17 protein-coding genes are annotated in these 19,938 nt (G+C 63.4%); 8 read left to right on the top strand and 9 right to left on the bottom strand.

Annotated elements, in window-relative coordinates:
* Window positions 1–34 precede the first annotated feature (34 nt).
* Entirely contained in the window at window positions 35–1,627 is a 1,593-nt protein-coding gene (locus tag IAG25_RS10570; protein ID WP_035498737.1) for an ABC-F family ATPase, read from the top strand.
* A gap of 64 nt (window positions 1,628–1,691) precedes the next feature.
* On the opposite strand, the gene IAG25_RS10565 is transcribed toward IAG25_RS10570, so the two are convergent.
* The 3 genes from IAG25_RS10565 to IAG25_RS10555 form a co-directional block, all read right to left on the bottom strand.
* Window positions 1,692–1,895: a DUF1289 domain-containing protein gene (locus tag IAG25_RS10565; protein WP_187604808.1), complete on the bottom strand. Its 204-nt coding sequence runs from the start codon at window positions 1,893–1,895 to the stop codon at window positions 1,692–1,694.
* A 72-nt stretch (window positions 1,896–1,967) separates the two neighbouring features.
* The gene (locus IAG25_RS10560) at window positions 1,968–3,230 is read right to left on the bottom strand and encodes a phospholipase A (RefSeq protein ID WP_187604807.1); all 1,263 of its coding nucleotides are present in this window, start codon (window positions 3,228–3,230) and stop codon (window positions 1,968–1,970) included.
* Window positions 3,231–3,328: 98 nt separating this feature from the next.
* A complete protein-coding gene (locus tag IAG25_RS10555; RefSeq protein WP_187604806.1) occupies window positions 3,329–4,666 on the bottom strand; it encodes an Nramp family divalent metal transporter in 1,338 nt (445 codons plus the stop codon).
* Here IAG25_RS10555 and IAG25_RS10550 point away from each other — a divergent pair.
* The 5 genes from IAG25_RS10550 (at window position 4,665) to IAG25_RS10530 (ending at window position 9,294) form a co-directional block, all read left to right on the top strand.
* A complete protein-coding gene (locus tag IAG25_RS10550) occupies window positions 4,665–4,850 on the top strand; it encodes a hypothetical protein (RefSeq protein WP_187604805.1) in 186 nt (61 codons plus the stop codon). The genes IAG25_RS10555 and IAG25_RS10550 overlap by 2 nt on opposite strands.
* A 335-nt stretch (window positions 4,851–5,185) precedes the next feature.
* Entirely contained in the window at window positions 5,186–6,301 is a 1,116-nt protein-coding gene (locus IAG25_RS10545; protein ID WP_187604804.1) for a polyamine ABC transporter substrate-binding protein, read from the top strand.
* A gap of 103 nt (window positions 6,302–6,404) precedes the next feature.
* Complete coding sequence (locus IAG25_RS10540; RefSeq protein WP_187604803.1) at window positions 6,405–7,577, top strand: ABC transporter ATP-binding protein; 1,173 nt, start codon at window positions 6,405–6,407, stop codon at window positions 7,575–7,577.
* The gene (locus IAG25_RS10535) at window positions 7,574–8,479 is read left to right on the top strand and encodes an ABC transporter permease subunit (RefSeq protein WP_187604802.1); all 906 of its coding nucleotides are present in this window, start codon (window positions 7,574–7,576) and stop codon (window positions 8,477–8,479) included. Before IAG25_RS10540 ends, IAG25_RS10535 begins: the two co-directional genes overlap by 4 nt.
* Window positions 8,479–9,294, top strand: coding sequence for an ABC transporter permease subunit (locus tag IAG25_RS10530; RefSeq protein ID WP_187605061.1), 816 nt, complete (start codon window positions 8,479–8,481; stop codon window positions 9,292–9,294). The genes IAG25_RS10535 and IAG25_RS10530 overlap by 1 nt, the downstream gene beginning before the upstream one ends.
* A 54-nt stretch (window positions 9,295–9,348) precedes the next feature.
* On the opposite strand, the gene IAG25_RS10525 is transcribed toward IAG25_RS10530, so the two are convergent.
* The 3 genes from IAG25_RS10525 to mfd form a co-directional block, all read right to left on the bottom strand.
* A complete protein-coding gene (locus tag IAG25_RS10525; protein ID WP_187604801.1) occupies window positions 9,349–10,353 on the bottom strand; it encodes a threonine/serine dehydratase in 1,005 nt (334 codons plus the stop codon).
* Between the two features lie 19 nt (window positions 10,354–10,372).
* Window positions 10,373–11,599, bottom strand: coding sequence for an acetylornithine deacetylase (gene argE, locus IAG25_RS10520; protein WP_187604800.1), 1,227 nt, complete (start codon window positions 11,597–11,599; stop codon window positions 10,373–10,375).
* 723 nt (window positions 11,600–12,322) lie between these two features.
* Window positions 12,323–15,796 carry a transcription-repair coupling factor gene (gene mfd / locus IAG25_RS10515; RefSeq protein ID WP_187604799.1) on the bottom strand — a complete coding sequence of 1,158 codons (3,474 nt, stop codon included), beginning with the start codon at window positions 15,794–15,796 and terminating at the stop codon, window positions 12,323–12,325.
* A 126-nt stretch (window positions 15,797–15,922) separates the two neighbouring features.
* Here mfd and ispD point away from each other — a divergent pair, with 126 nt between their 5' ends.
* Both ispD and ispF read left to right on the top strand, forming a co-directional pair.
* Window positions 15,923–16,657 carry a 2-C-methyl-D-erythritol 4-phosphate cytidylyltransferase gene (ispD, locus tag IAG25_RS10510; protein ID WP_187604798.1) on the top strand — a complete coding sequence of 245 codons (735 nt, stop codon included), beginning with the start codon at window positions 15,923–15,925 and terminating at the stop codon, window positions 16,655–16,657.
* A 26-nt stretch (window positions 16,658–16,683) separates the two neighbouring features.
* On the top strand, window positions 16,684–17,175 hold the full coding sequence (ispF, locus tag IAG25_RS10505) for a 2-C-methyl-D-erythritol 2,4-cyclodiphosphate synthase (RefSeq protein ID WP_187604797.1): 492 nt from the start codon (window positions 16,684–16,686) through the stop codon (window positions 17,173–17,175).
* A 39-nt stretch (window positions 17,176–17,214) separates the two neighbouring features.
* Here ispF and IAG25_RS10500 read toward each other — a convergent pair whose 3' ends face one another.
* The 3 genes from IAG25_RS10500 to IAG25_RS10490 all read right to left on the bottom strand — a co-directional run bounded on the left by IAG25_RS10500 (window position 17,215) and on the right by IAG25_RS10490 (window position 19,916).
* Window positions 17,215–17,739 carry a carboxymuconolactone decarboxylase family protein gene (locus IAG25_RS10500; RefSeq protein ID WP_187604796.1) on the bottom strand — a complete coding sequence of 175 codons (525 nt, stop codon included), beginning with the start codon at window positions 17,737–17,739 and terminating at the stop codon, window positions 17,215–17,217.
* Between the two features lie 86 nt (window positions 17,740–17,825).
* Window positions 17,826–18,374 carry a peroxiredoxin gene (locus IAG25_RS10495; RefSeq protein ID WP_035498713.1) on the bottom strand — a complete coding sequence of 183 codons (549 nt, stop codon included), beginning with the start codon at window positions 18,372–18,374 and terminating at the stop codon, window positions 17,826–17,828.
* Window positions 18,375–18,551: 177 nt separating this feature from the next.
* The gene (locus IAG25_RS10490; RefSeq protein WP_035498710.1) at window positions 18,552–19,916 is read right to left on the bottom strand and encodes an ATP-binding protein; all 1,365 of its coding nucleotides are present in this window, start codon (window positions 19,914–19,916) and stop codon (window positions 18,552–18,554) included.
* Between the last annotated feature and the right edge of the window lie 22 nt (window positions 19,917–19,938).

Here is a 19,938-nt window from a genome sequence, read left to right as displayed (position 1 = left end):
GTTTTTCGTCGTACCCCATTCAAAAGGACGCGCCGTGCTGTCTACCGCCAATATCACCATGCAATTCGGGCCCAAGCCCCTCTTCGAGAACATCTCGGTCAAGTTCGGCGAAGGAAACCGCTATGGCTTGATCGGCGCCAACGGCTGCGGCAAGTCGACCTTCATGAAGATCCTGGGCGGCGATCTGGAGCCGAGTGCGGGCAACGTCATGCTGGAGCCGAACGTCCGTCTCGGTAAATTGCGCCAGGATCAGTTCGCGTACGAAGACATGCGCGTGCTCGACGTCGTGATGATGGGCCACACGGAAATGTGGGCCGCGATGACCGAGCGCGACGCGATCTACGCGAACCCGGACGCCACCGACGACGACTACATGCGCGCCGCCGAACTCGAAGCCCGTTTCGCCGAATACGACGGCTACACGGCTGAAGCGCGCGCGGGCGAACTGCTGCTCGGCATCGGCATCAACATCAACGATCACAACGGCCCGATGAGCAACGTCGCGCCGGGCTGGAAACTGCGCGTGCTGCTCGCGCAGGCGCTGTTCTCGAAACCCGACGTGCTGCTGCTCGACGAGCCGACCAATAACCTCGACATCAACTCGATCCGCTGGCTGGAAGACGTGCTCAACCAGTACAACTCGACGATGATCATCATCTCGCACGATCGACACTTCCTGAACCAGGTCTGCACCCACATGGCGGACATGGATTACGGCACGCTGAAGGTCTGGCCGGGCAACTACGACGACTACATGCTCGCGTCGACCCAGGCGCGCGAGCGTCAGCAGGCAGCGAACCAGAAGGCGAAGGACCGCGTGGCCGATCTGCAGGATTTCGTGCGCCGCTTCTCGGCGAACAAGTCGAAGGCGCGTCAGGCGACCAGCCGTCTGAAGATGATCGACAAGATCAAGATCGAGGAATTCAAGCCGTCGTCGCGTCAGAATCCGTTCATCCGCTTCGAGTTCGAGAAGAAGCTGCATAACATCGCGGTCGTGGCCGAGGATCTGACGAAGAAGTACGACCGGACGATCTTCCAGAACTTCTCTCTCTCCGTGCAGCCGGGCGAGCGCATCGCGATCATCGGCGAGAACGGCGCGGGCAAGACCACGCTGCTCAAGTCGCTCAAGGGCGCGCTGGATCTCGATCACGGCACCGTGAAGTGGGCGGAGAACGCGAACGTCGGCTACATGCCGCAGGACACGTACGAAGAGTTTCCGAAGGACGAGACGCTGACCGAGTGGATCGACCAGTATCGCAAGGAAGGCGACGACGAGCAGATGATGCGCGGCACGCTCGGCCGCCTGCTGTTCAATGCGGACGACATCAAGAAAAACGTGAAGGTGCTGTCGGGCGGCGAGAAGGGCCGCATGATCTGGGGCAAGCTTATGCTCGGCCGTCACAACGTCCTGATGATGGACGAGCCGACCAACCACATGGACATGGAGTCCATCGAATCGCTGCAGATCGCGCTCGACAAGTTCGAAGGCACGCTGATCTTCGTGTCGCACGACCGCGAGTTCGTGAGCGGGCTGGCGAACCGGATCATCGAAGTGAAAACCGATGGCACGCTGCGCGATTTCGGCGGGAATTACGAGGATTTCCTGTCGAGTCAGGGGATTCAGTAATCTCCCTGCTTACGTAGGCATCGAAGCGGCCCGTCTCGAAAGAGCGGGCCGTTTTTCATTGCGCTCAGAGCCTGTCGTTCCGAAACCGCATCGCCGTACCCTCGCTCGTGATGCGAGTCCAGATCACGCGTTTCTCCTCGTCGGAGAGAAAAACCCAGTTGGACACCTCGCCCGCGGTGCGGCCGCAGCCTTTGCAGACTTCGTCGAAAAGCGTGGAGCACACGCCGATACATGGGCTGTCGGGCAGGTCGTGAAGGTTCGAAGACATTGGGCTGGCTCGTGACCGCATCATCGCCGGAAAAGAGGGCGACAACGCGGCGTTCAAATTCGTAAAAGAAACTCAACGCGCGATACTGTAGCCTATCCGCGCGATCCAGTGATTTCGCTGGTTGTAATCGAGGATGTCCTCGCCGTAGCCGTTGAAGTAACTCACGAACAGATAGCCGCCCCATGCGCTGCCGATCAGCTTCGCGAGCGGGTACGTGAGCTGCGAATCGACGCTGCCGTACCAGTGTTTCGTACCCTTGCGCAGTGTCGTGGCGAGCTGCCATCCGTCCGGGCTGCCGTACTTCACGAGAAAATCGACATAGCCGCGATAATTTGCGATGTCCTCGTTGCCCGACTTCGACAGGTAGTAATAGAACTTCGGCGACAGCGTCAGGTGGTTGCCGTTCAGGTCGCCGAAATCCCAGGTCGGGCGCACGAACGCAATGTTGATCGAGCGCGAATCGTCGCCGCTCCTGCCGTTCGATTCGTGTCCGAAACCCGCCGACACGCCCATGCGCGTGAAGAGCGCGCTCTTCCAGCCGGTGTCCTCCACGTAGTAGAACAGTTGCGGCTGAAAACTGATGTCGCGGAACGGCACGGACTCGGCGGACAGATTCCATATCGCCGTCTGCGTGTAACCGAAGTAGAGATTGTCCAGCAAGCCGCGCGAGCGCGGGTCGTCGGGCAGATGCAGGCGATATTTGAAGCTGAACTGAAATTTCGCGAGGTTGTCGCCGTTCTTGCCGTCCGCGAAGTACATCGGCTCGAAGGTGGAAAGGCGGCCGGAGAGCATCGTGTCGGTGGTGGTCGTCGGCACGGCGGCGGTGTTGGCGGCGGCGCTGGCGCTCGCGAGTTGCGCGGGTGTCGTCGCCTGCGTCTCGCGACGCTCGGCCGCCGCGACTTGCGTCTGCGTGTCGCTCCGATTGATCGTGACGAGCATCGGCGATGCATCGAAGCCGACCGGATCGATCTTCACCGTGCCGCGCGCCGATTCCGGCCAGGGCGCGGTATAGCGCACGCGGCGATATTGGCCGGGCGCGAGCCGCAGACGGTCCGGCACCTTGGGATCGCGTTCGAGCGTGAGCGGCGCGGGCGGCAGATCGCCGTTCGTCAGATTCACGGTCAATTGTTTGGGCACGTCGACGGTGAGGGGTTTCGCGTCATCGTCGGTGTAGAGGAGCGTCAGTTCGAGCGGCTGCGAGGCGGCTGCTTCGCGTGCGGGCTGAAGCACCGCGACGGTCGCGTGGGCCGCGCCGCTTGCGCCGATGGCGGCGATAAGAAGTGCAAGCGAGCGTGCGCGGACGGAAAAGAAAATCGATCGTGGGCCTTGAGCCATATGGTTTGTGTCCTGTTTTTTGGGCGGAGGCGGGCGCCAGAACGGTCTGACAACGCGAGCCGCGTCACGATCCCGACATCGACACGAAATCAGAAAGCTCAGCCCGGAAACACCGCCTGCCACAGCATCGCGCCGTTCAATGCGACGATCACGCCCGCGCACGCCCACGCGAGCGCGAGCGGCACGCGCGCGACGCGCCAGCGGCCCATCAGCCCGGCATCCGAGGCGAAGCGCACGAGCGGAATCACCGCGAGCGGCAATTGCAGGCTCAGCACCACCTGCGTCGCGACGAGCAGCGCGTTCGAGCCGTGCTGCCCGAAGCTCGCCACCGCGACGAGCGCCGGGCCGATCGCGAGACCGCGTGTCAGCAGCGCCCGTGCCCAGCGCGCCATCTTCAGCCGCAAGAAGCCTTCCATGACCGCCTGGCCGGCGAGCGTGCCGGTCACCGTCGCGTTCAGGCCGCAGGCGAGCAGGGCGGCTGCGAACACGACGCCCGCCCAGTGGCTGCCGACGAGCGGCTCGATGAGCCGGTGCGCATCGGCGAGATCGTCGACGTCCGTATGGCCGGTCGCGTGGAACACGGCCGCCGCGACCACCAAAAGCGACGCGTTGACGATGAACGCGAGCCCGAGCGCGCCGAACGTGTCGATGTTCACGCCGCGCAGCGCCCGCCCGATGGCCGCGTCGTCGCGGGGGTCCGCGTGGTCCTTGACGAGCGCCGAGTGCAGATAAAGGTTGTGCGGCATCACCGTCGCGCCGAGCACGCCTGCCGCGAGCCAGAGCATGCCCGCATCCCGCAGCAGCTTGCCCGAGGGCGCGAGCCCGCGCATCGCGTCGCCCCAGACCGGATGCGCGAGCACGAGTTCGACAACAAAGCAGAAGCTCACGAAGAAGATCAGCGCGGTCACGGCGCGCTGCAACGGACGCCTGCCGCGGCTTTGCAGCGCAAGCATCGCAAAGGTCGCGACCGCCGAGATCAGCACGCCCACGGTCAGCGAGAAGCCGAATAGCAGTTGCAGCGCGACCGCACTGCCGACGACCTCCGCGACATCGCACGCGATGATCGCGATTTCGCACGCAATCCACAGCACGAGCGTCGTGCGCCGGCTGTAGCGCTCGCGGCAGAGTTGCGCGAGATCGCGCCCGGTCACGACACCCACGCGCGACGCGATCCATTGCAGCAGCATGCCCATCAGGCTCGCGAGCAGCACGACGAAGAGCAGCGAGTAGCCGTAGCGCGCGCCGCTCGCGAGCGCCGTCGCCCAGTTGCCGGGATCCATGTAACCCACGGCGACGAGCGCGCCCGCGCCCGCGAACGAATACCAGCGTCCGTGCGGGCGCGGGTCCCGTCGGCGGTCCTCGCGGCTCGCCGCGGGCGACTGCGCGTCGGACGGCGCGGCGGAAAGCTGGGCGAGCACGGACGGAGTGGTGTTCATGCGGAAAGCGGCCTCGAATAGCGATGCAACGGCGGCGCCGATTCAGTCGTATGCGCGTGCGTTGCCGGTTCAGAAGACGCCGCACTTCGCGGCGCACGTCGAATTGGCTCGCAACAACTGTTCCGCTGGCTATTCGTCAGGCGCGGGCGCCCATTCGCGGGCGCCGGAGGCCGATTGCGAATGATGACATTGCATCGGGCTTACGCGATCGCGTCCCCTTTTGACGAGTGTGGTTTTATCAGGTGCCGCCGGGGCCGATTAAGGGCTAAAATGCGCGCTCTTTCCTGCCGGCCGCGCGTCGCGCGAAGCCGTCGAGAAGCCCGCCTGGCAAGACTGTCGCCGCACCGCGCAAGGGCGTGTACATTTTGCGCGACACGCGACTCTTTATTTTTTGTCGGGCATGCGTTTAATGGTAGTTTTTCGGGGTTTTAAGGGAGTCGCGGCCAGATCGGCGATGAGACGAAGCGCCGGACCGGCGCAGCGCGACACCGTGACAAGTCGGAACAAGGGAGAATCGAAATGAACCAGAAACTGGCGGGCCGCACGGCCAAGCTGGCGGGCGCACTGGCATGCGTCGCGATGCTGACTCCGCTCGCGGCATCCGCGAAGGACACGCAGTTGAATGTGTACAACTGGTCCGACTATATCGCGAAGGACACGATTCCCAACTTCACCAAGCAGACCGGCATCAAGGTGAAGTACGACAACTACGACAGCGACGACACCCTTCAGGCCAAGCTGCTCACCGGCCGTTCGGGCTATGACATCGTGGTGCCGACGAGCAATTACGCGGGCAAGCAGATCGCCGCGAACATCTTCATGCCGCTCGACAAGTCGAAGCTGCCGAACCTGAAGTATCTCGATCCCGACCTGATGAAGCTCGTCGAGGGCGCCGATCCGGGCAACAAGTACGTGGTGCCCTGGGCCTACGGCACGACGGGCCTCGGCTACAACGTCGACAAGGCCAAACAGATTCTCGGGCCGAACGCCGAACTGAACAACTGGGACATCCTCTTCAAGCCCGAGAACATCTCGAAGCTGAAGGCGTGCGGCGTCTCGGTGCTCGACGCGCCGGACCAGATGTTCGCGGCGGCGCTGCATTACATCGGCAAGGATCCGATGAGCACGAATCCGGCCGATTATCGCGAAGCCCTCGCGATGATGAAGAAGATCCGCCCGTACATCACGCAGTTCAACTCGTCGGGCTACATCAACGACATGGTCGGCGGCGACATCTGCTTCACCTACGGCTGGTCGGGCGATGTCGTGATCGCGAAGCATCGCGCGGTCGAGGCGAAGAAGCCGTTCAAGATCGAGTACTACATTCCGAAGGGCGGCGCGCCCGTATGGTTCGACGTGATGGCGATCCCGAAGGACGCGAAGAACAAGGACGCCGCGCACGAGTGGATCAACTACATCGAGACGCCGCAGGTTCACGCCGCGATCACGAACGCGGTCTACTACCCGAGCGCGAATCTGGAAGCGCGCAAGTATGTGGACAAGGACGTCGCGAACGATCCGGCCGTGTATCCGCCGCAGGACGTCATCAAGACGCTGTTCCTGCTGAAGCCGCTGCCGCCTGAAATCCAGCGCCTGCAGACGCGGCTCTGGACGGAATTCAAGTCCGGCCGATGAATCGCAAAAGCCGGTTATTCTTTTGAATCGACGAAGCCCCTGGACCTCCGGGGGCTTTGTTCGTGATCGCATCGCATGGAAGCAGGGAGTCGAACAGGCAATCATGAGTGAGCAGTCGAGCGCGTTGAAGGCAGCGCCTAATTCCGGCCGGCGCGAGCCGGGCATTTCTCCATCGGCCCAGGGCACGGACGACAACTTCGTGCAGATCGTCGACGTCGTGAAGAAATTCGGCGAGACGACGGCCGTGCGGGGCGTCAACCTGTCGGTGAAGAAGGGCGAGCTGTTCGCGCTGCTCGGCAGCTCGGGCTGCGGCAAGTCGACGCTTTTGCGCATGCTCGCGGGGCTCGAGTCGGTGACCGAAGGGCAGATCCTGATCGACGGCGAAGACCTCGCGAAGATGCCGCCGTATAACCGGCCGGTGAACATGATGTTCCAGTCCTACGCGCTCTTTCCGCACATGAGCGTGGAATCGAATGTTGCGTTCGGGCTGAAGCAGGAAGGCGTGAAGGGCGGCGAGCTGAAGGACCGCGTGAACAACGCGCTCGAACTCGTGCAGATGGGGAAGTTCGCGAAGCGCAAGCCGCATCAGTTGTCGGGCGGCCAGCAACAGCGTGTCGCGCTCGCGCGCAGTCTCGTGAAGCGCCCGAAGCTCCTCCTGCTCGACGAGCCGATGTCCGCGCTCGACAAGCAGATCCGCCAGCGCACGCAGATCGAGCTCGTCAACATTCTCGATCAGGTCGGTGTCACCTGCATCATGGTGACGCACGATCAGGAAGAGGCGATGACGATGGCCAATCGCCTCGCCGTGATGAGCGAAGGCCAGATCGTGCAGCTCGGCACGCCGCACGAGGTCTACGAATATCCGAACACGCGCTTCTCGGCGCAGTTCATCGGCTCGACCAATCTGTTCGATGGCAATGTCGTGGAAGACGAGCCGGATCACGTCTTCGTCGAATCGCAAGATTTGCCCGTGCGTCTTTATGTAAGCCACGGCATCACCGGGCCGCTCGGCATGCCGGTGACGATCTCCGTGCGCCCCGAACGCATCGCGCTCACGCGCAAGCCGCCCGAGGGCACGTACAACTGGGGTCGCGGCAGGGTGACGAACATCGCGTACATGGGCGGCTACACGCTTTATCACGTGACGCTCGATTCGGGCAAGGTCGTGGTCGCGAATTTGTCGAGCCTCGCGATCGGCGAGATCGATTCGCCCACCTTCGACGACGAAGTCTACGTGCGCTGGAGCGCGTCAGCGGGCGTGGTGCTGACCTCATGATGAAGCTGCTCAAGCGCATGGGCGTGTCGGGGCGCACGCTCGTCATCGGCGGCCCGTATCTGTGGCTCCTGCTGCTGTTCTTCGTGCCGTTCCTGCTCGTCGTGAAGATCAGCTTCGCGGACAGCCAGCTCGGTATTCCGCCGTACACGGATCTCGTGTCGATGGAACAAGGCGTGATGCATATCGCGCTCGACTTCGCGCACTACGCGTTCCTCGTGCAGGACAGCCTGTACTTCGCGACCTACATGAACTCGCTGCTGGTCGCGGCCGTGTCGACGCTGCTGTGCCTTCTGATCGGCTATCCGATGGCGTATTACATCGCGCGCTCGAATCCGTCGTCGCGCAACATTCTGATGATGGCGGTGATGCTGCCGTTCTGGACGTCGTTTCTGATTCGCGTGTATGCGTGGATCGGCATTCTCAAGAACAACGGCCTGCTGAACAATTTCCTGATGTCGATCGGCCTGCTGCATTCGCCGATCGAGCTGTATCACACGAATATCGCGGTGTATATCGGCATGGTGTATTCCTATCTGCCGTTTCTCGTGATGCCGCTCTACGCGCATCTCGTGAAGATGGATCTGACCTTGCTCGAAGCCGCCTACGATCTCGGCGCGAAGCCGTGGAAGGCGTTCGTGCAGATCACGTTGCCGCTGTCGAAGAACGGCATCATCGCGGGCTGTCTGCTCGTGTTCATTCCGGCGGTGGGCGAGTACGTGATTCCCGAGCTGCTCGGCGGCGCGGACACGCTGATGATCGGCCGCGTCATGTGGAACGAGTTCTTCAACAACGCCGACTGGCCGATGGCGTCCGCCGTCACCTGCGCAATGGTCCTGCTGCTGCTCGTGCCGATGGCGCTCTTCCAGCACTTCCAGGCGAAGCAACTGGAGGAGAAGCGATGATCAAGCCCAGCCGTCCATTGCAGATCACCGCGCTCGGCCTCGGGTTTGCATTCCTGTATATCCCGATCCTGAGTCTCATCGTCTATTCGTTCAACGACTCGCCGCTCGTCACCGTGTGGACGGAGCCGTCGCTCAAGTGGTATCGCGCGCTCTTCACGGATGACGAGCTGATCAACGCCGCGTGGCTGTCGTTGCGCATCGCGTTCTTTACGGCGTGCGCGTCGGTCGTGATCGGCACGTGGGCGGGTTTCGTGCTGGCGCGCATGGGACGCTTCAAGGGGTTCACGCTCTACGCGGGCATGATCAACGCCCCGCTCGTGATTCCCGAAGTCATTCAGGGCATTTCGCTGCTGCTGCTGTTCGTGGAAATGGCGAAGCTCATCGGCTGGCCGGATCGCGGCTTCTTCACGATCTGGATCGGGCACGTGATGCTGTGCATTTCGTATGTCGCGATCATCGTGGAATCGCGCGTGCGGGAGTTGAATCCGTCGCTGGAAGAAGCCGCGCTCGATCTCGGCGCGACGCCGCTGCGCGTGTTCTTCTCGATCACGCTGCCGTTGATTTCGCAGGCGCTCGTCGCCGGCTGGCTCCTGTCGTTCACGCTGTCGATCGATGATCTCGTGCTGTCGGCGTTCCTGTCCGGCCCAGGCTCGACTACGCTGCCGCTCGTCGTGTTCTCGCGGGTGCGGTTGGGTCTGAACCCCGAGATGAACGCGCTCGCGACCTTGTTCATCGCGCTCGTGACGATCGGTGTGGTCGCGGCGAATGCGTTCATGCAGCGCAGCGAGCGCAGAAGGCTCGCGGGCGTGATGTAACGCCGAGAAAGTACACGAATGGAAACGCGGCCCCTGTACGGGGCCGCGTGCATTTCAGGCGTTCGCCAGGTGTTTCGCGAAGGTCGCCGGATCGGTATTGGTGCCGCACAACAGCACGCCGACGCGCTTGCCCTGCAAACGCTCGCGCAGCGGGCCGAGCAGGGCGGCGGTGGCCGCCGCGCACGCCGGTTCGACCGCGAGCTTGAGTTCGCTGAAGAGTTGCAGCATGCCATGCCGCAATGCATCGTCCGACACGGTCACGATGTCATCGATATGCCGCCGGCACAACTCGTAGCTGTACTGCTCGGTGTGCGGGGCCATCAGCGAATCGGCGATGCCGTGCATCGCGCCCATCTTGATCGTGTGATTCGCTTCGAAACTGCGCTTCATCGCGTCCGATCCTTCCGGCTCCACGCCGAAGACGTGCAGCGACGGATTCGCGAGACGCATCGCCGTCGATACGCCCGCGGCGAGGCCGCCGCCGCCGATCGGCAGGATCACGGCGTCGAGATCGGGCGCTTGCGAGGTCCACTCGTAGCCGAGCGTCGCCGTGCCGAGCACCGTGCGATAGCCGTTGAACGGATGGATGAAGACGCGTCCTTCTTCCGCTTCGACGCGTCGCACGACATCGAATGCCTCCGCGACGTTCTCCGCGAACACCACTTCCGCGCCGAAGCGCCGGCACAGCGCAACGCGCGCCGGGCTCGCGCTCTTGATGATCACGACTTTCGCACCCACGCCCATGCGCTGCGCCGCGTAGGCCACGGCCACCGCGTGATTGCCCGCCGACACGCAGGTGACGCCCGCCGAGCGTTCGCTTTCCGAAAGCGCGAGGATGTTCGAGAACGCGCCGCGCGCCTTGAACGTGCCGCTCGCCTGCAGCAGTTCGAACTTGAACGTGATCGGCGTGCCTTCGAGCGTCGGAAAATCGTGACGCTCGAAAGTGGGCGTGCGCGCGACCCAGGGCGTGAGCGCCATGTGCTGCTCGGCGATTTCGTCGAGCGTCGGAATCGGCGTGCCGTCGATCGTATTGTCGGAATGCTGCGTGGCAGTGGACATGGCTTTTTGTTCTGAAGAGTCAGCGAGCCTGTGCTTCGACGGACATGCTGTGAATGAACTTGCCGAGGAACGCCTCGCACTGGACGAGCTGTTCGAGCGACACGTACTCGTTCGCCTTGTGCGCCTGCTCGATATTGCCCGGACCGCACACGATGCTCGGCACGCCGGCATTGGCGAACAGGCCCGCTTCGGTGCCGTAGGCGACCTTGTGCTTGTCCTGATCTTGCGTGAGCGCGCGCACGAGTTGCGTGATCGCGGCCTGCTCGGTGGCGTCGAGGCCCGGCGCGAACGCGAGCTTCGTGAATTCGATAGCTGCCTTGCCGTGCTCCTTCAGCATCTTCGGCAGCAGCGTGTCGTGCGCATACGCCTCGATGCGTCTGAAGATCTGGTCGGGATCTATCGTCGGCAGATTGCGGAACTCGAACTCGAAGTTGCATTCGGCGGGCACGGTGTTGATCGCGTTGCCGCCTTTGATCGTGCTCGTCTGACCGGTGGTGAAGGGCACGTCGTAGAGCTCGTCGAACGGACCCTTCGCGCGGAACTCGTCGACGAGATCGCGGATGTGACAGATGAGCCGCGCCGCGTACTCGATGGCATTCAGGCCCTTCGGCGTCAGCGACGAGTGCGCGGCGAACCCGCGCACGCAGCAGTGATACGTGTTGATGCCTTTATGCGCGATGATCGGGCGCATCGATGTCGGCTCGCCGACGATGCAGCCGTCCGGTTTCACGCCACGCTTTTGCAGGTCCGCGATCATCAGCGGCGCGCCGGCGCAGCCGACTTCTTCGTCGTAGGACAGCGCGAAGTGGATGGGTTTGGCGAGCTTCGTCGCCTGCATTTTCGGCAGCATCGCGAGCGCCGCGCCGATGAAGCCTTTCATGTCGCACGAGCCGCGACCGTAGAGCAGGCCATCGCGGACTTCGGGCTTGAACGGGTCGCTCTGCCAGTCCTGACCGTCGACCGGCACGACATCGGTATGACCCGACAGCACGATGCCGCCGTTGGTCTCGCCGTCGTGCGCCGGGACCGTGGCGAAGAGGTTCGCCCACTGGCCGCGCGGATCGTTGGTGATGGTCGCTTCGATGCCAGCGTGGCGCAGCTCGTCGCGAACGGTTTCGATCAGGCCGAGGTTCGGATTGCGGCTGACTGTATCGATGGAGACTAGCCGTTCGATCCACGGCAGGGAAATGGGCGTTTCGGTCCTGGATTGAGCTTCGGGATGCGCCGCATTAGCGGTTTGGGACATTTTTTTGGCTCCGGCGGGTAGGGTTTGATCATAGCCCAAATGTGGGGTGCTGGCCCGCAGCGGGGGGCTTTTGGGGTTTGGGTTTTGGGTTCTTGGTTTGTCGCCGGATCCCGTATTCGTGTCGGTCTATTGGCACTGCCCCTCCCCGGGGCGGGGGTCACTTTCTTTGCTGCTGCAAAGAAAGTAACCAAAGAAACAGCTATCCCCAGCCTAAGCACTTCATGCCGGCCGCGGCACAGGCGATTGGCTGAATGGCCCGGCAGTAGCGAGGCCCCCACAAGCAGACAAGGGCTTGGACCGCGCACGGTCTGACACATCGCACCACGGAACAAACTGGTTCAGCACCAAATAGCTCCAGCCCGCTACGCGGCCGATGGGTCAATCGGGTGTGCGCGTGCTTCTTCTTCGATGGGTTCCCTCGCATACCCCACGGCAGCGCGTAGCGCTGTGCCGAAGCTCTTTCGTGCTGAACCAGCGCGCCAAACCATTTGGTGCGGCAGACCGTGCGCGAGCCAAGCCCGATTGGGCCTTTGGGGGCGACACTTAGGCGAGGGCCATCGGCGGCTGGCAAGCATGGCCAACGTGCGTGTGACCGCGGGCGGTGAGAAGCTGCTTTCTTTGGTTACTTTCTTTGCAGCAGCAAAGAAAGTGACCCCCGCCCCGGGGAGGGGCGGTGCTAATAGACCGACACGAAATCAGGCCATCCACAAAACCAGCAAACCTTCACCGCACAGCAACCGCCTGCCTCACCGGCCCACCCAACGCCCGCAGCGTCTCCTTAACCGTAGAAATCCTCACAGCAAGATCAGGACTCCGCGCCTCGATGCGCAACTTGTCCTGCCCCGCGAGCTTGATGTGCTTATGCTTCTGAACCATCTCGATGATCTTCATCCCATCGACCGGCGGATTCGGAATGAACTGCAACGAGATCGACTGCTCGGCCGCATCGATCTTCGAGATGCCCAGCGGCTTCGCAGCCAGCCTCAACCGATGGGTCTCGACGAGCGCATGCGCCTGCGGCGGCAGCTTGCCGAAACGGTCGACGAGTTCTTCGAGAATGCCGTCGATGGCATCGCTCGATTCGCAGTTCGCAAGCCGCTTGTACAGCGATAAACGCTCCTGCACATCGCCGCAATAATCGGCGGGCAGAATCGCGGGCGCGTGCAGGTTGATCTCGGTCGTCGCGGCAAGCGGTGCGTTCAGATCCGGCTCGCGACCTTCCTTCAAAGCGCGCACCGCGTCGTTCAGCATGTCCGTGTAAAGCTGGAAGCCGATCTCGTGAATCTCGCCCGATTGCTTGTCGCCGAGCACTTCGCCCGTGCCGCGGATTTCGAGGTCGTGCATCGCGAGATAGAAGCCCGAGCCGAGCTCCTCCATCTGCTGGATCGCTTCGAGCCGGCGCTGCGCCTGCTTGGTCAGCGACTGCGGGTCATGCACGAGCAGATACGCATACGCCTGGTGATGCGAACGCCCCACGCGTCCGCGCAACTGATGCAGCTGCGCGAGACCGAACTTGTCCGAGCGATGCATGAGGATCGTGTTCGCGCTCGGCACGTCGATGCCCGTTTCGATGATCGTCGTGCACAACAGCACGTTCGCGCGCTGCCCGACGAAATCGCGCATCACGCGCTCGAGCTCGCGTTCGTGCATCTGTCCGTGCGCCACCGCGATACGCGCTTCCGGCACCAACGCCTCGAGCATCGTGCGGCGATTCTCGATCGTCTCGACCTCGTTGTGCAGGAAGTACACCTGGCCGCCGCGCTTGAGTTCGCGCAGCATCGCCTCGCGGATCACGCCGTCTTCCTCGCGCCGCACGAAGGTCTTGATCGCGAGTCGCTTCTGCGGCGCGGTCGCGATCACGGAGAAATCGCGCAGGCCTTCGAGCGCCATGCCGAGCGTGCGCGGAATCGGCGTCGCGGTGAGCGTGAGCACGTCGACTTCGGCGCGCAACGCCTTCAACGCTTCCTTCTGCCGCACGCCGAAGCGGTGTTCCTCGTCGATGATCACAAGCCCGAGCCGCTTGAACTTCACATCGCCCGACAAGAGCTTGTGCGTGCCGATGACGATATCGACCGAGCCGTCATTGATCTGCTGCACGGCCGTCGATACTTCCTTGCCGGTCTTGAAGCGCGAGAGCTCCGCGATCCGCACGGGCCAGTCGGCGAAGCGGTCGGTGAAGGTCTGCGTGTGCTGTTCGGCGAGCAGCGTAGTGGGCGAAAGAATCGCGACCTGCTTGCCCGCCATCACCGCGATGAACGCGGCGCGCAGCGCGACTTCAGTCTTGCCGAAGCCGACGTCGCCGCACACGAGGCGGTCCATCGGCTTGCCGCTCGTCATGTCGCCGATCACCGCCGCGATCGCCGCCGCCTGATCGGGCGTTTCCTCGAAGCCGAAGCTTTCCGCGAACTTCACGTAATCGCGCGGTTCGAGCTTGAACGCGTAGCCCTCGCGCGCGGCGCGGCGTGCGTAGAGATTGAGGAGTTCCGCCGCCGTATCGCGGATTTGCTGCGCAGCCTTGCGCTTGGCCTTTTCCCACTGGCCGGAACCGAGCGTATGCAGAGGCGCGCTTTCCGGGTCCGCGCCGCTGTAGCGCGAGATCACATGCAACTGCGCGACCGGCACATACAGCTTCGATTCGTTCTGGTACTCGAGATGCAGGAATTCGGTTTCGCCTTCGCCCAGATCCATCGATACGAGGCCCATGTAGCGGCCGATGCCGTGCTGCGCATGAACGACGGGATCGCCGATCTTCAGCTCGGCGAGATCGCGGACCATCGAATCGACGTTGCTCGCCTGCTCCTGGCGACGTCGCCCGGCGCGGCGCGCGAGCGGCCCGTAAAGCTCCGTCTCGGTGATGATCGACAGCTTCTCCGCGGGCAGCGCGAAGCCGTTCGCCAGCGGCGCGATGCCGAGCGTGAATCGGGCGTCGCTCGTGAGCCATTCCTGGAATGTGTCGCGCAACTCGCCGCGCAGGCCGTTGTCCGCGAGCAGTTGCTGCATCGTCTCACGCCGTCCCGCCGATTCCGCGACGAGCATCACGCGGTTCTCCGTCTGCTCCAGATAATGGCGCAGCGCGAGCAAAGGTTCGTCGGCGTGACGGTCGAGGGCGAGTCCCGGCAGCGGCACTGCCCAGCCGCCTTCCGGCGTACTCGGGAATTTCAGTTGGGCGAAGGGCTTCGCGAACGTGAAGAAATCGTCGTCGCTCAGAAAGAGCCGGCGCGGTTCGAGCAAGGGCCGCTCGCGGTCGTGCGAGAGAAAGTCGAAGCGCTGCTTCGTATCGTTCGTGAAGCGCTTGATCGCCGCATCCATGTCGCCGACGAACGCGAGCTGCGAGCCTTCCGGCAGATAGTGGAAGAGCGTGGCGGTTTCGTCGAAAAAGAGCGGCAGATAATATTCGATGCCCGCCGACGGCACGCCGATGCCGATGTCCTTGTAAATCTGCGAGCGGCTCGGATCACCCTCGAAAACTTCGCGCCAGCGGCTGCGAAAAGCGGTGCGCGCGGTTTCGTCGAACGGAAACTCACGGCCCGGCAGCAGACGCACGTCGCGCACGGGGTAGAGGCTGCGCTGCGTGTCGGGATCGAATGCGCGGATGGAGTCCACCTGATCGTCGAACAGGTCGATGCGATAGGGCAGCGCCGAGCCCATCGGATACAGGTCGATGAGCGAGCCGCGCACGCAGTATTCGCCCGGCCGCACGACCTGGCTCACGTGCTCGTAGCCCGCGAGCGTCAATTGCGCCTTGAGCTTGGCCTCGTTCAGGCGCTCGCCCTGCGTGAACGAGAACGTGTAGGCCGCGAGAAACGAGGCGGGCGGCATGCGGTAAAGCGCCGTCGTCGCGGGCACGATCAGAATGTCGCAACGGCCTTCGCCGAGGTCGTGCAGCGTGGCGAGACGCTCGGACACGAGATCCTGGTGCGGCGAGAAAGTGTCGTACGGCAGCGTTTCCCAGTCCGGCAGAAGCCGCACGCGCGCGTCCGGCGCGAAGAAGGGGATTTCGGCGGCGAGACGCTGTGCATCGACGGCGCCCGCGGTCAGGACCGTCAGGAGCGGCACGCTCTCGCGATACGCGGTGTGATAGCGCGCGATGGCGAGCGCGTCGGCGGAGCCGGAGGCCCCGTCGAAGACGAAGCGCTGGCCCGGCTTCACGAGCGCGATGGGAGAACTGGACTGCGCGTTGACGGCTTTGGAAGGCATAGAGTGTGCATGGAGCCGTCCGGCAAACGCGGGTTCGGAGAGTCGACTACCGCGCGCGGGACGTGATCGCGAAAGACCTATTATAAAATCCGGGCTTCAACTTTGACTTGCCCACATTATTCGCCCGTGACTTCGCGCCTGTTTTCACTGATTCCCTGCGCCGGAACCGGCAGCCGTTCCGGTGCGCCGATGCCGAAGCAATACCAGACTGTCGCGGGCCGTCCGATGCTCGCGTACTCGCTTGCGGCGTTCGACGCGTGCTCCGAATTCTCGCAGACACTCGTCGTGCTCGCACCGGACGACCACCACTTCGACGCCCGCCGCTTCGCCGGACTGCGCTTCGCGGTCGAGCGCTGCGGCGGCGCCTCGCGGCAGGCGTCGGTGTACAACGGGCTGCTCGCGCTCGCGAAATTCGGCGCGCGCGAGGACGACTGGGTGCTCGTGCACGACGCCGCGCGGCCCGGCATCACGCCGGAGCTGATTCGCAAACTTGTCGCGGAACTGCGCGATGATACGGTCGGCGGCATTCTCGCACTGCCGCTCGCGGATACGCTCAAGCGCGTCGCACCGAACATGCCCGACGTGCCTGCCGTTGCCGGCGAAAGCGAGACGCGCATCGCGCGCACGGAATCGCGCGACGGGCTCTGGCAGGCGCAGACGCCGCAGATGTTCCGGCTCGGCATGCTGCGCGAAGCGATCGAGCGTGCGCGTCACGACGGCCACGATCTGACGGACGAAGCGAGCGCCGTCGAATGGCTCGGGCACTCGCCGAAACTAGTTCAGGGCAGCTTGCGCAACTTCAAGGTGACCTATCCGGAAGATTTCGCGCTCGCGGGCGCGGTCCTCTCCGCGAACGCCTGACTCACACTCAACGAAGGTTTGAATCGATGGATTTCAGAATCGGACAAGGGTACGACGTCCACCAGCTCGTCGAGGGCCGCCCGCTCATCATTGGCGGCGTGACGATTCCCTACGAACGCGGCCTGCTCGGCCACTCCGACGCCGACGTGCTCCTGCACGCGATCACCGATGCGCTCTTCGGCGCGGCGTCGCTCGGCGATATCGGCCGGCATTTTCCGGACACGGCGACGGAATTCGCCGGCGCCGACAGCCGCGTGCTGCTGCGCGAGGCGTTCAAGCGCGTGTCGGAAGCGGGATTCGCCATCGCGAACGTCGACAGCACGATCATCGCGCAAGCGCCGAAACTCGCGCCCCATATCGATGCGATGCGCGCGAATATCGCCGCCGATCTCGATCTCGCCATCGACCGCGTGAACGTGAAGGCCAAGACGAACGAAAAGCTGGGCTATCTCGGCCGCAAGGAAGGCATCGAAGCGCAGGCGGCGGTGCTGCTGCGCCGCACATCGATCGACGGATGAGACGACGCCACGCTGCCAGAGCGTGGCGTCTTCGAAGACTTACTTCCCTTCCGCTTCGATCGTCAGCGCGACGGCATTGATCACCGCCGCGATGCGTCCGACGTCGCGCAATTGGGTCGTCGACATGCCTTCGGTCACGAGATTCGCGTAGTGCGATTTCACGCAGAAGTGGCACTTGCCGATGATCGACGCCGCGAGCGCGTACATCTCGAAGCGCCGCTTGTCGACGCCGCCGTGCGACGCATAGGCATTCATGCGCAGGCCGGCGGGCTGCGTCTTGAGATCGGCGTTGTCGGCCATCTCGAGATACGGATACCAGACGTTGTTCATGCCCATCAGCGCGGCGGCGGTCAGGGCGGCGTTGGTTTCTTCCGGCGACAGCACGCCTGCATTGCGGATGATGCCGGTGAGCTTCGTCGCCTTCGCGGCATAAGCGGCGGCAAGCGCGACGCCAACCGCATCGTTGCCTTCGAGCGACGAGCGGGCGATCGTGCCATCGACGTTCAGGCGAATGTCCTTCGCGTAGTCGGGCACGAGTTCCTTGATCGCAGACAGGAATTCCATTGTTCTCTCCAGTTCGATGGCGTTAAAAAGCCCGCCGCGGCCGGATACGCTCGGCCGAAGGCGGGCTTCGCGGCATCAGGAAACGCTTACAGCGTCGAGCCGCCGACAGCGCGGTTGCACGGGCACAGTTCGTCCGTTTGCAAGCCGTCGAGAATACGCAGGACTTCTTCCGGGCTGCGTCCCACGTTCAGGTTGTTGACGGACACATGCTGGATGACGTTGTCCGGATCGACGATGAAGGTCGCGCGCAGCGCCACGCCGGCTTCCTTGTCGCGCACGCCGAGCTGGTCGATCAGTTCGCCCTTCACGTCGCCGAACGCGTAGTGGTTCAGCTTGTTCAGGTCCTTGTGCTCGCGGCGCCACGCGAGCTTGACGAACTCGTTATCGACGCTGCCGCCGAGCAGAACCGCGTCGCGATCCTCGAAATCCTTGGCCAGCTTCGCGAACTCGACGATTTCCGTCGGGCACACGAACGTGAAGTCCTTCGGATAAAAGTAAATGATCTTCCACTTGCCCGGAAACGACTGCTCGGTGATTTCCTCGAAAGCGGACTGGCCGTTTTCTTCGTGATGGTTGAAACCCGGTTTCGCAGCGGTAACGGTAAATGCTTCGACTTTATCGCCAACGGTCTTCATGCAGTAACTCCTGTGAAATCGTTGAAAGGACAAGCTCGACCAAATTACTGGATCGCCATAACGCACGCGTGACACTTTCATGCCAATGCGTGCTACGCGTTAACCCGGTTCATCTTAACTCTAATTAAATGATCGGCTCGGTGGTTTCTGGCTACCGATTCGGCCGATAAGCGGCGTCTAGCCTTCGAAGCGCGCGCCGCCTTTCACGGGCGGGAAATCGATCGTCACTTCGAAGCCGGGAAGCGGCGTGCGGTTGCGCAGCCTCAGCGTGCCGCGTTGACGCGTGACGAGGCGCTGAACGATGGCCATGCCGAGACCCGTGCCGTTCGCCTGCGTGCGCGCCGTATCGACGCGATAGAACGGGCGCGTGATGAGCGCGACCTGATCGTCGGGAATGCCGCGGCCTTCGTCCATCACGGAGAGTTCGACCTTGCCGTGCGCGACGCGCGTCTGCAGCGTGATGCGCGCGATGTCGTCCTGTTCGCTGCGTCCGTACTTGCGCGCGTTTTCCAGCAGATTGCCGACCACGCGGCGCGCATCGGTCGGATCGCCTTCGATGACCGCGCCTTGCGCGAGATCGGTGTGCATCACGACGCCGTCGTCGGCCTGGAAGCGCGCGGCGAGCTCGCTTGCGATCATCGAGAGATCCACCGCTTCGGGCATCCGCTGCATCGGCCGCGCGTAATCGAGGAAGCGGCCGATGATCATGTCCATCTGCTCGATGTCGTCGATCATCGCGAGCTTGGTCGCTTCGTCCGACGGGCTCATTTCCGTTTCCAGACGCAGGCGCGCGAGCGGCGTGCGCAGATCGTGCGAGATGCCCGCGAGCATCAGCGCGCGATCCGCCTCGAGCTGTTCGAGATCCTGCACCATCTGGTTAAAGCTTCGGTTGGTTTCCGCCGCCACGCCCATGCCGCGCTCGGGCAAAGGCTCAGGCGACTGCCCCGAGCCGACCTTGCGCGCCGCGAGCGCGAGACGCGCGAACGGCCGGTTCACGAGACTCGTGATGAAGGCCGCGCCGAACAGCGACAGCGCGAGTGCGAACACACCCCAGCCGGCCCATTGCAGGCCGGTGACGGTGTCGAGCTGATCGCGGTCGAGCGCGACCCAGTAATCGTCGTCATCGATCTTGAAGCTGATCCAGACACCGGGAATGTCATTGACCGATTGCGCGATGATCGTCTCGTTGCCGAGCCGGCCGCGCACGTCGCGTTCGATCAGCCGGTTGAGCGATTCGTCCGGCTGCAGCTTGTATTTGTCGGTGGTCTCGCGCGGATACACGCGCACGCCCTCGTTGCTCTCCAGATCCTGAAGCAGCGCGCGGCGCAGATCGGGATCGGAATAGAGCAGGGCGGTGCGCGTGAGCTTGACGACGGCGACGAGCTGAAGCGCCACGCGCTGCGCGCGCGGTTCGCGTTCGATCACGCGAAAGCTCTGGAACCACGCCGTCAGACTGACGGCGATGAGCAGCGCGATCAGCGCGAAGGTTCGCCAGAACAGGCCGCCGAACGCGAGCGCCAGTAGCCGCCTGTCGATGCGCATGGGTCTGTCGGGTTCAGCTCGG

The organism is Caballeronia sp. EK (assembly GCF_014384845.1).
Classification (GTDB): Bacteria; Pseudomonadota; Gammaproteobacteria; order Burkholderiales; family Burkholderiaceae; genus Caballeronia; species Caballeronia jiangsuensis.
Note: the sequence above shows the minus strand (reverse complement) of the source record. Positions and strands in the feature narration are given on the sequence as shown.

Coding starts and splice junctions, on each gene's coding strand:
- IAG25_RS10490 (WP_035498710.1), bottom strand. CDS start 19,916: ATGCGCATCGACAGGCGGCTACTGGCGCTCGCGTTCGGCGGCCTGTTC.
- IAG25_RS10540 (WP_187604803.1), top strand. CDS start 6,405: ATGAGTGAGCAGTCGAGCGCGTTGAAGGCAGCGCCTAATTCCGGCCGG.
- IAG25_RS10555 (WP_187604806.1), bottom strand. CDS start 4,666: ATGAACACCACTCCGTCCGTGCTCGCCCAGCTTTCCGCCGCGCCGTCC.
- IAG25_RS10545 (WP_187604804.1), top strand. CDS start 5,186: ATGAACCAGAAACTGGCGGGCCGCACGGCCAAGCTGGCGGGCGCACTG.
- argE (WP_187604800.1), bottom strand. CDS start 11,599: ATGTCCCAAACCGCTAATGCGGCGCATCCCGAAGCTCAATCCAGGACC.
- IAG25_RS10500 (WP_187604796.1), bottom strand. CDS start 17,739: ATGGAATTCCTGTCTGCGATCAAGGAACTCGTGCCCGACTACGCGAAG.
- IAG25_RS10565 (WP_187604808.1), bottom strand. CDS start 1,895: ATGTCTTCGAACCTTCACGACCTGCCCGACAGCCCATGTATCGGCGTG.
- ispF (WP_187604797.1), top strand. CDS start 16,684: ATGGATTTCAGAATCGGACAAGGGTACGACGTCCACCAGCTCGTCGAG.
- IAG25_RS10550 (WP_187604805.1), top strand. CDS start 4,665: ATGCGGAAAGCGGCCTCGAATAGCGATGCAACGGCGGCGCCGATTCAG.
- IAG25_RS10535 (WP_187604802.1), top strand. CDS start 7,574: ATGATGAAGCTGCTCAAGCGCATGGGCGTGTCGGGGCGCACGCTCGTC.
- IAG25_RS10525 (WP_187604801.1), bottom strand. CDS start 10,353: ATGTCCACTGCCACGCAGCATTCCGACAATACGATCGACGGCACGCCG.
- IAG25_RS10495 (WP_035498713.1), bottom strand. CDS start 18,374: ATGAAGACCGTTGGCGATAAAGTCGAAGCATTTACCGTTACCGCTGCG.
- mfd (WP_187604799.1), bottom strand. CDS start 15,796: ATGCCTTCCAAAGCCGTCAACGCGCAGTCCAGTTCTCCCATCGCGCTC.
- IAG25_RS10560 (WP_187604807.1), bottom strand. CDS start 3,230: ATGGCTCAAGGCCCACGATCGATTTTCTTTTCCGTCCGCGCACGCTCG.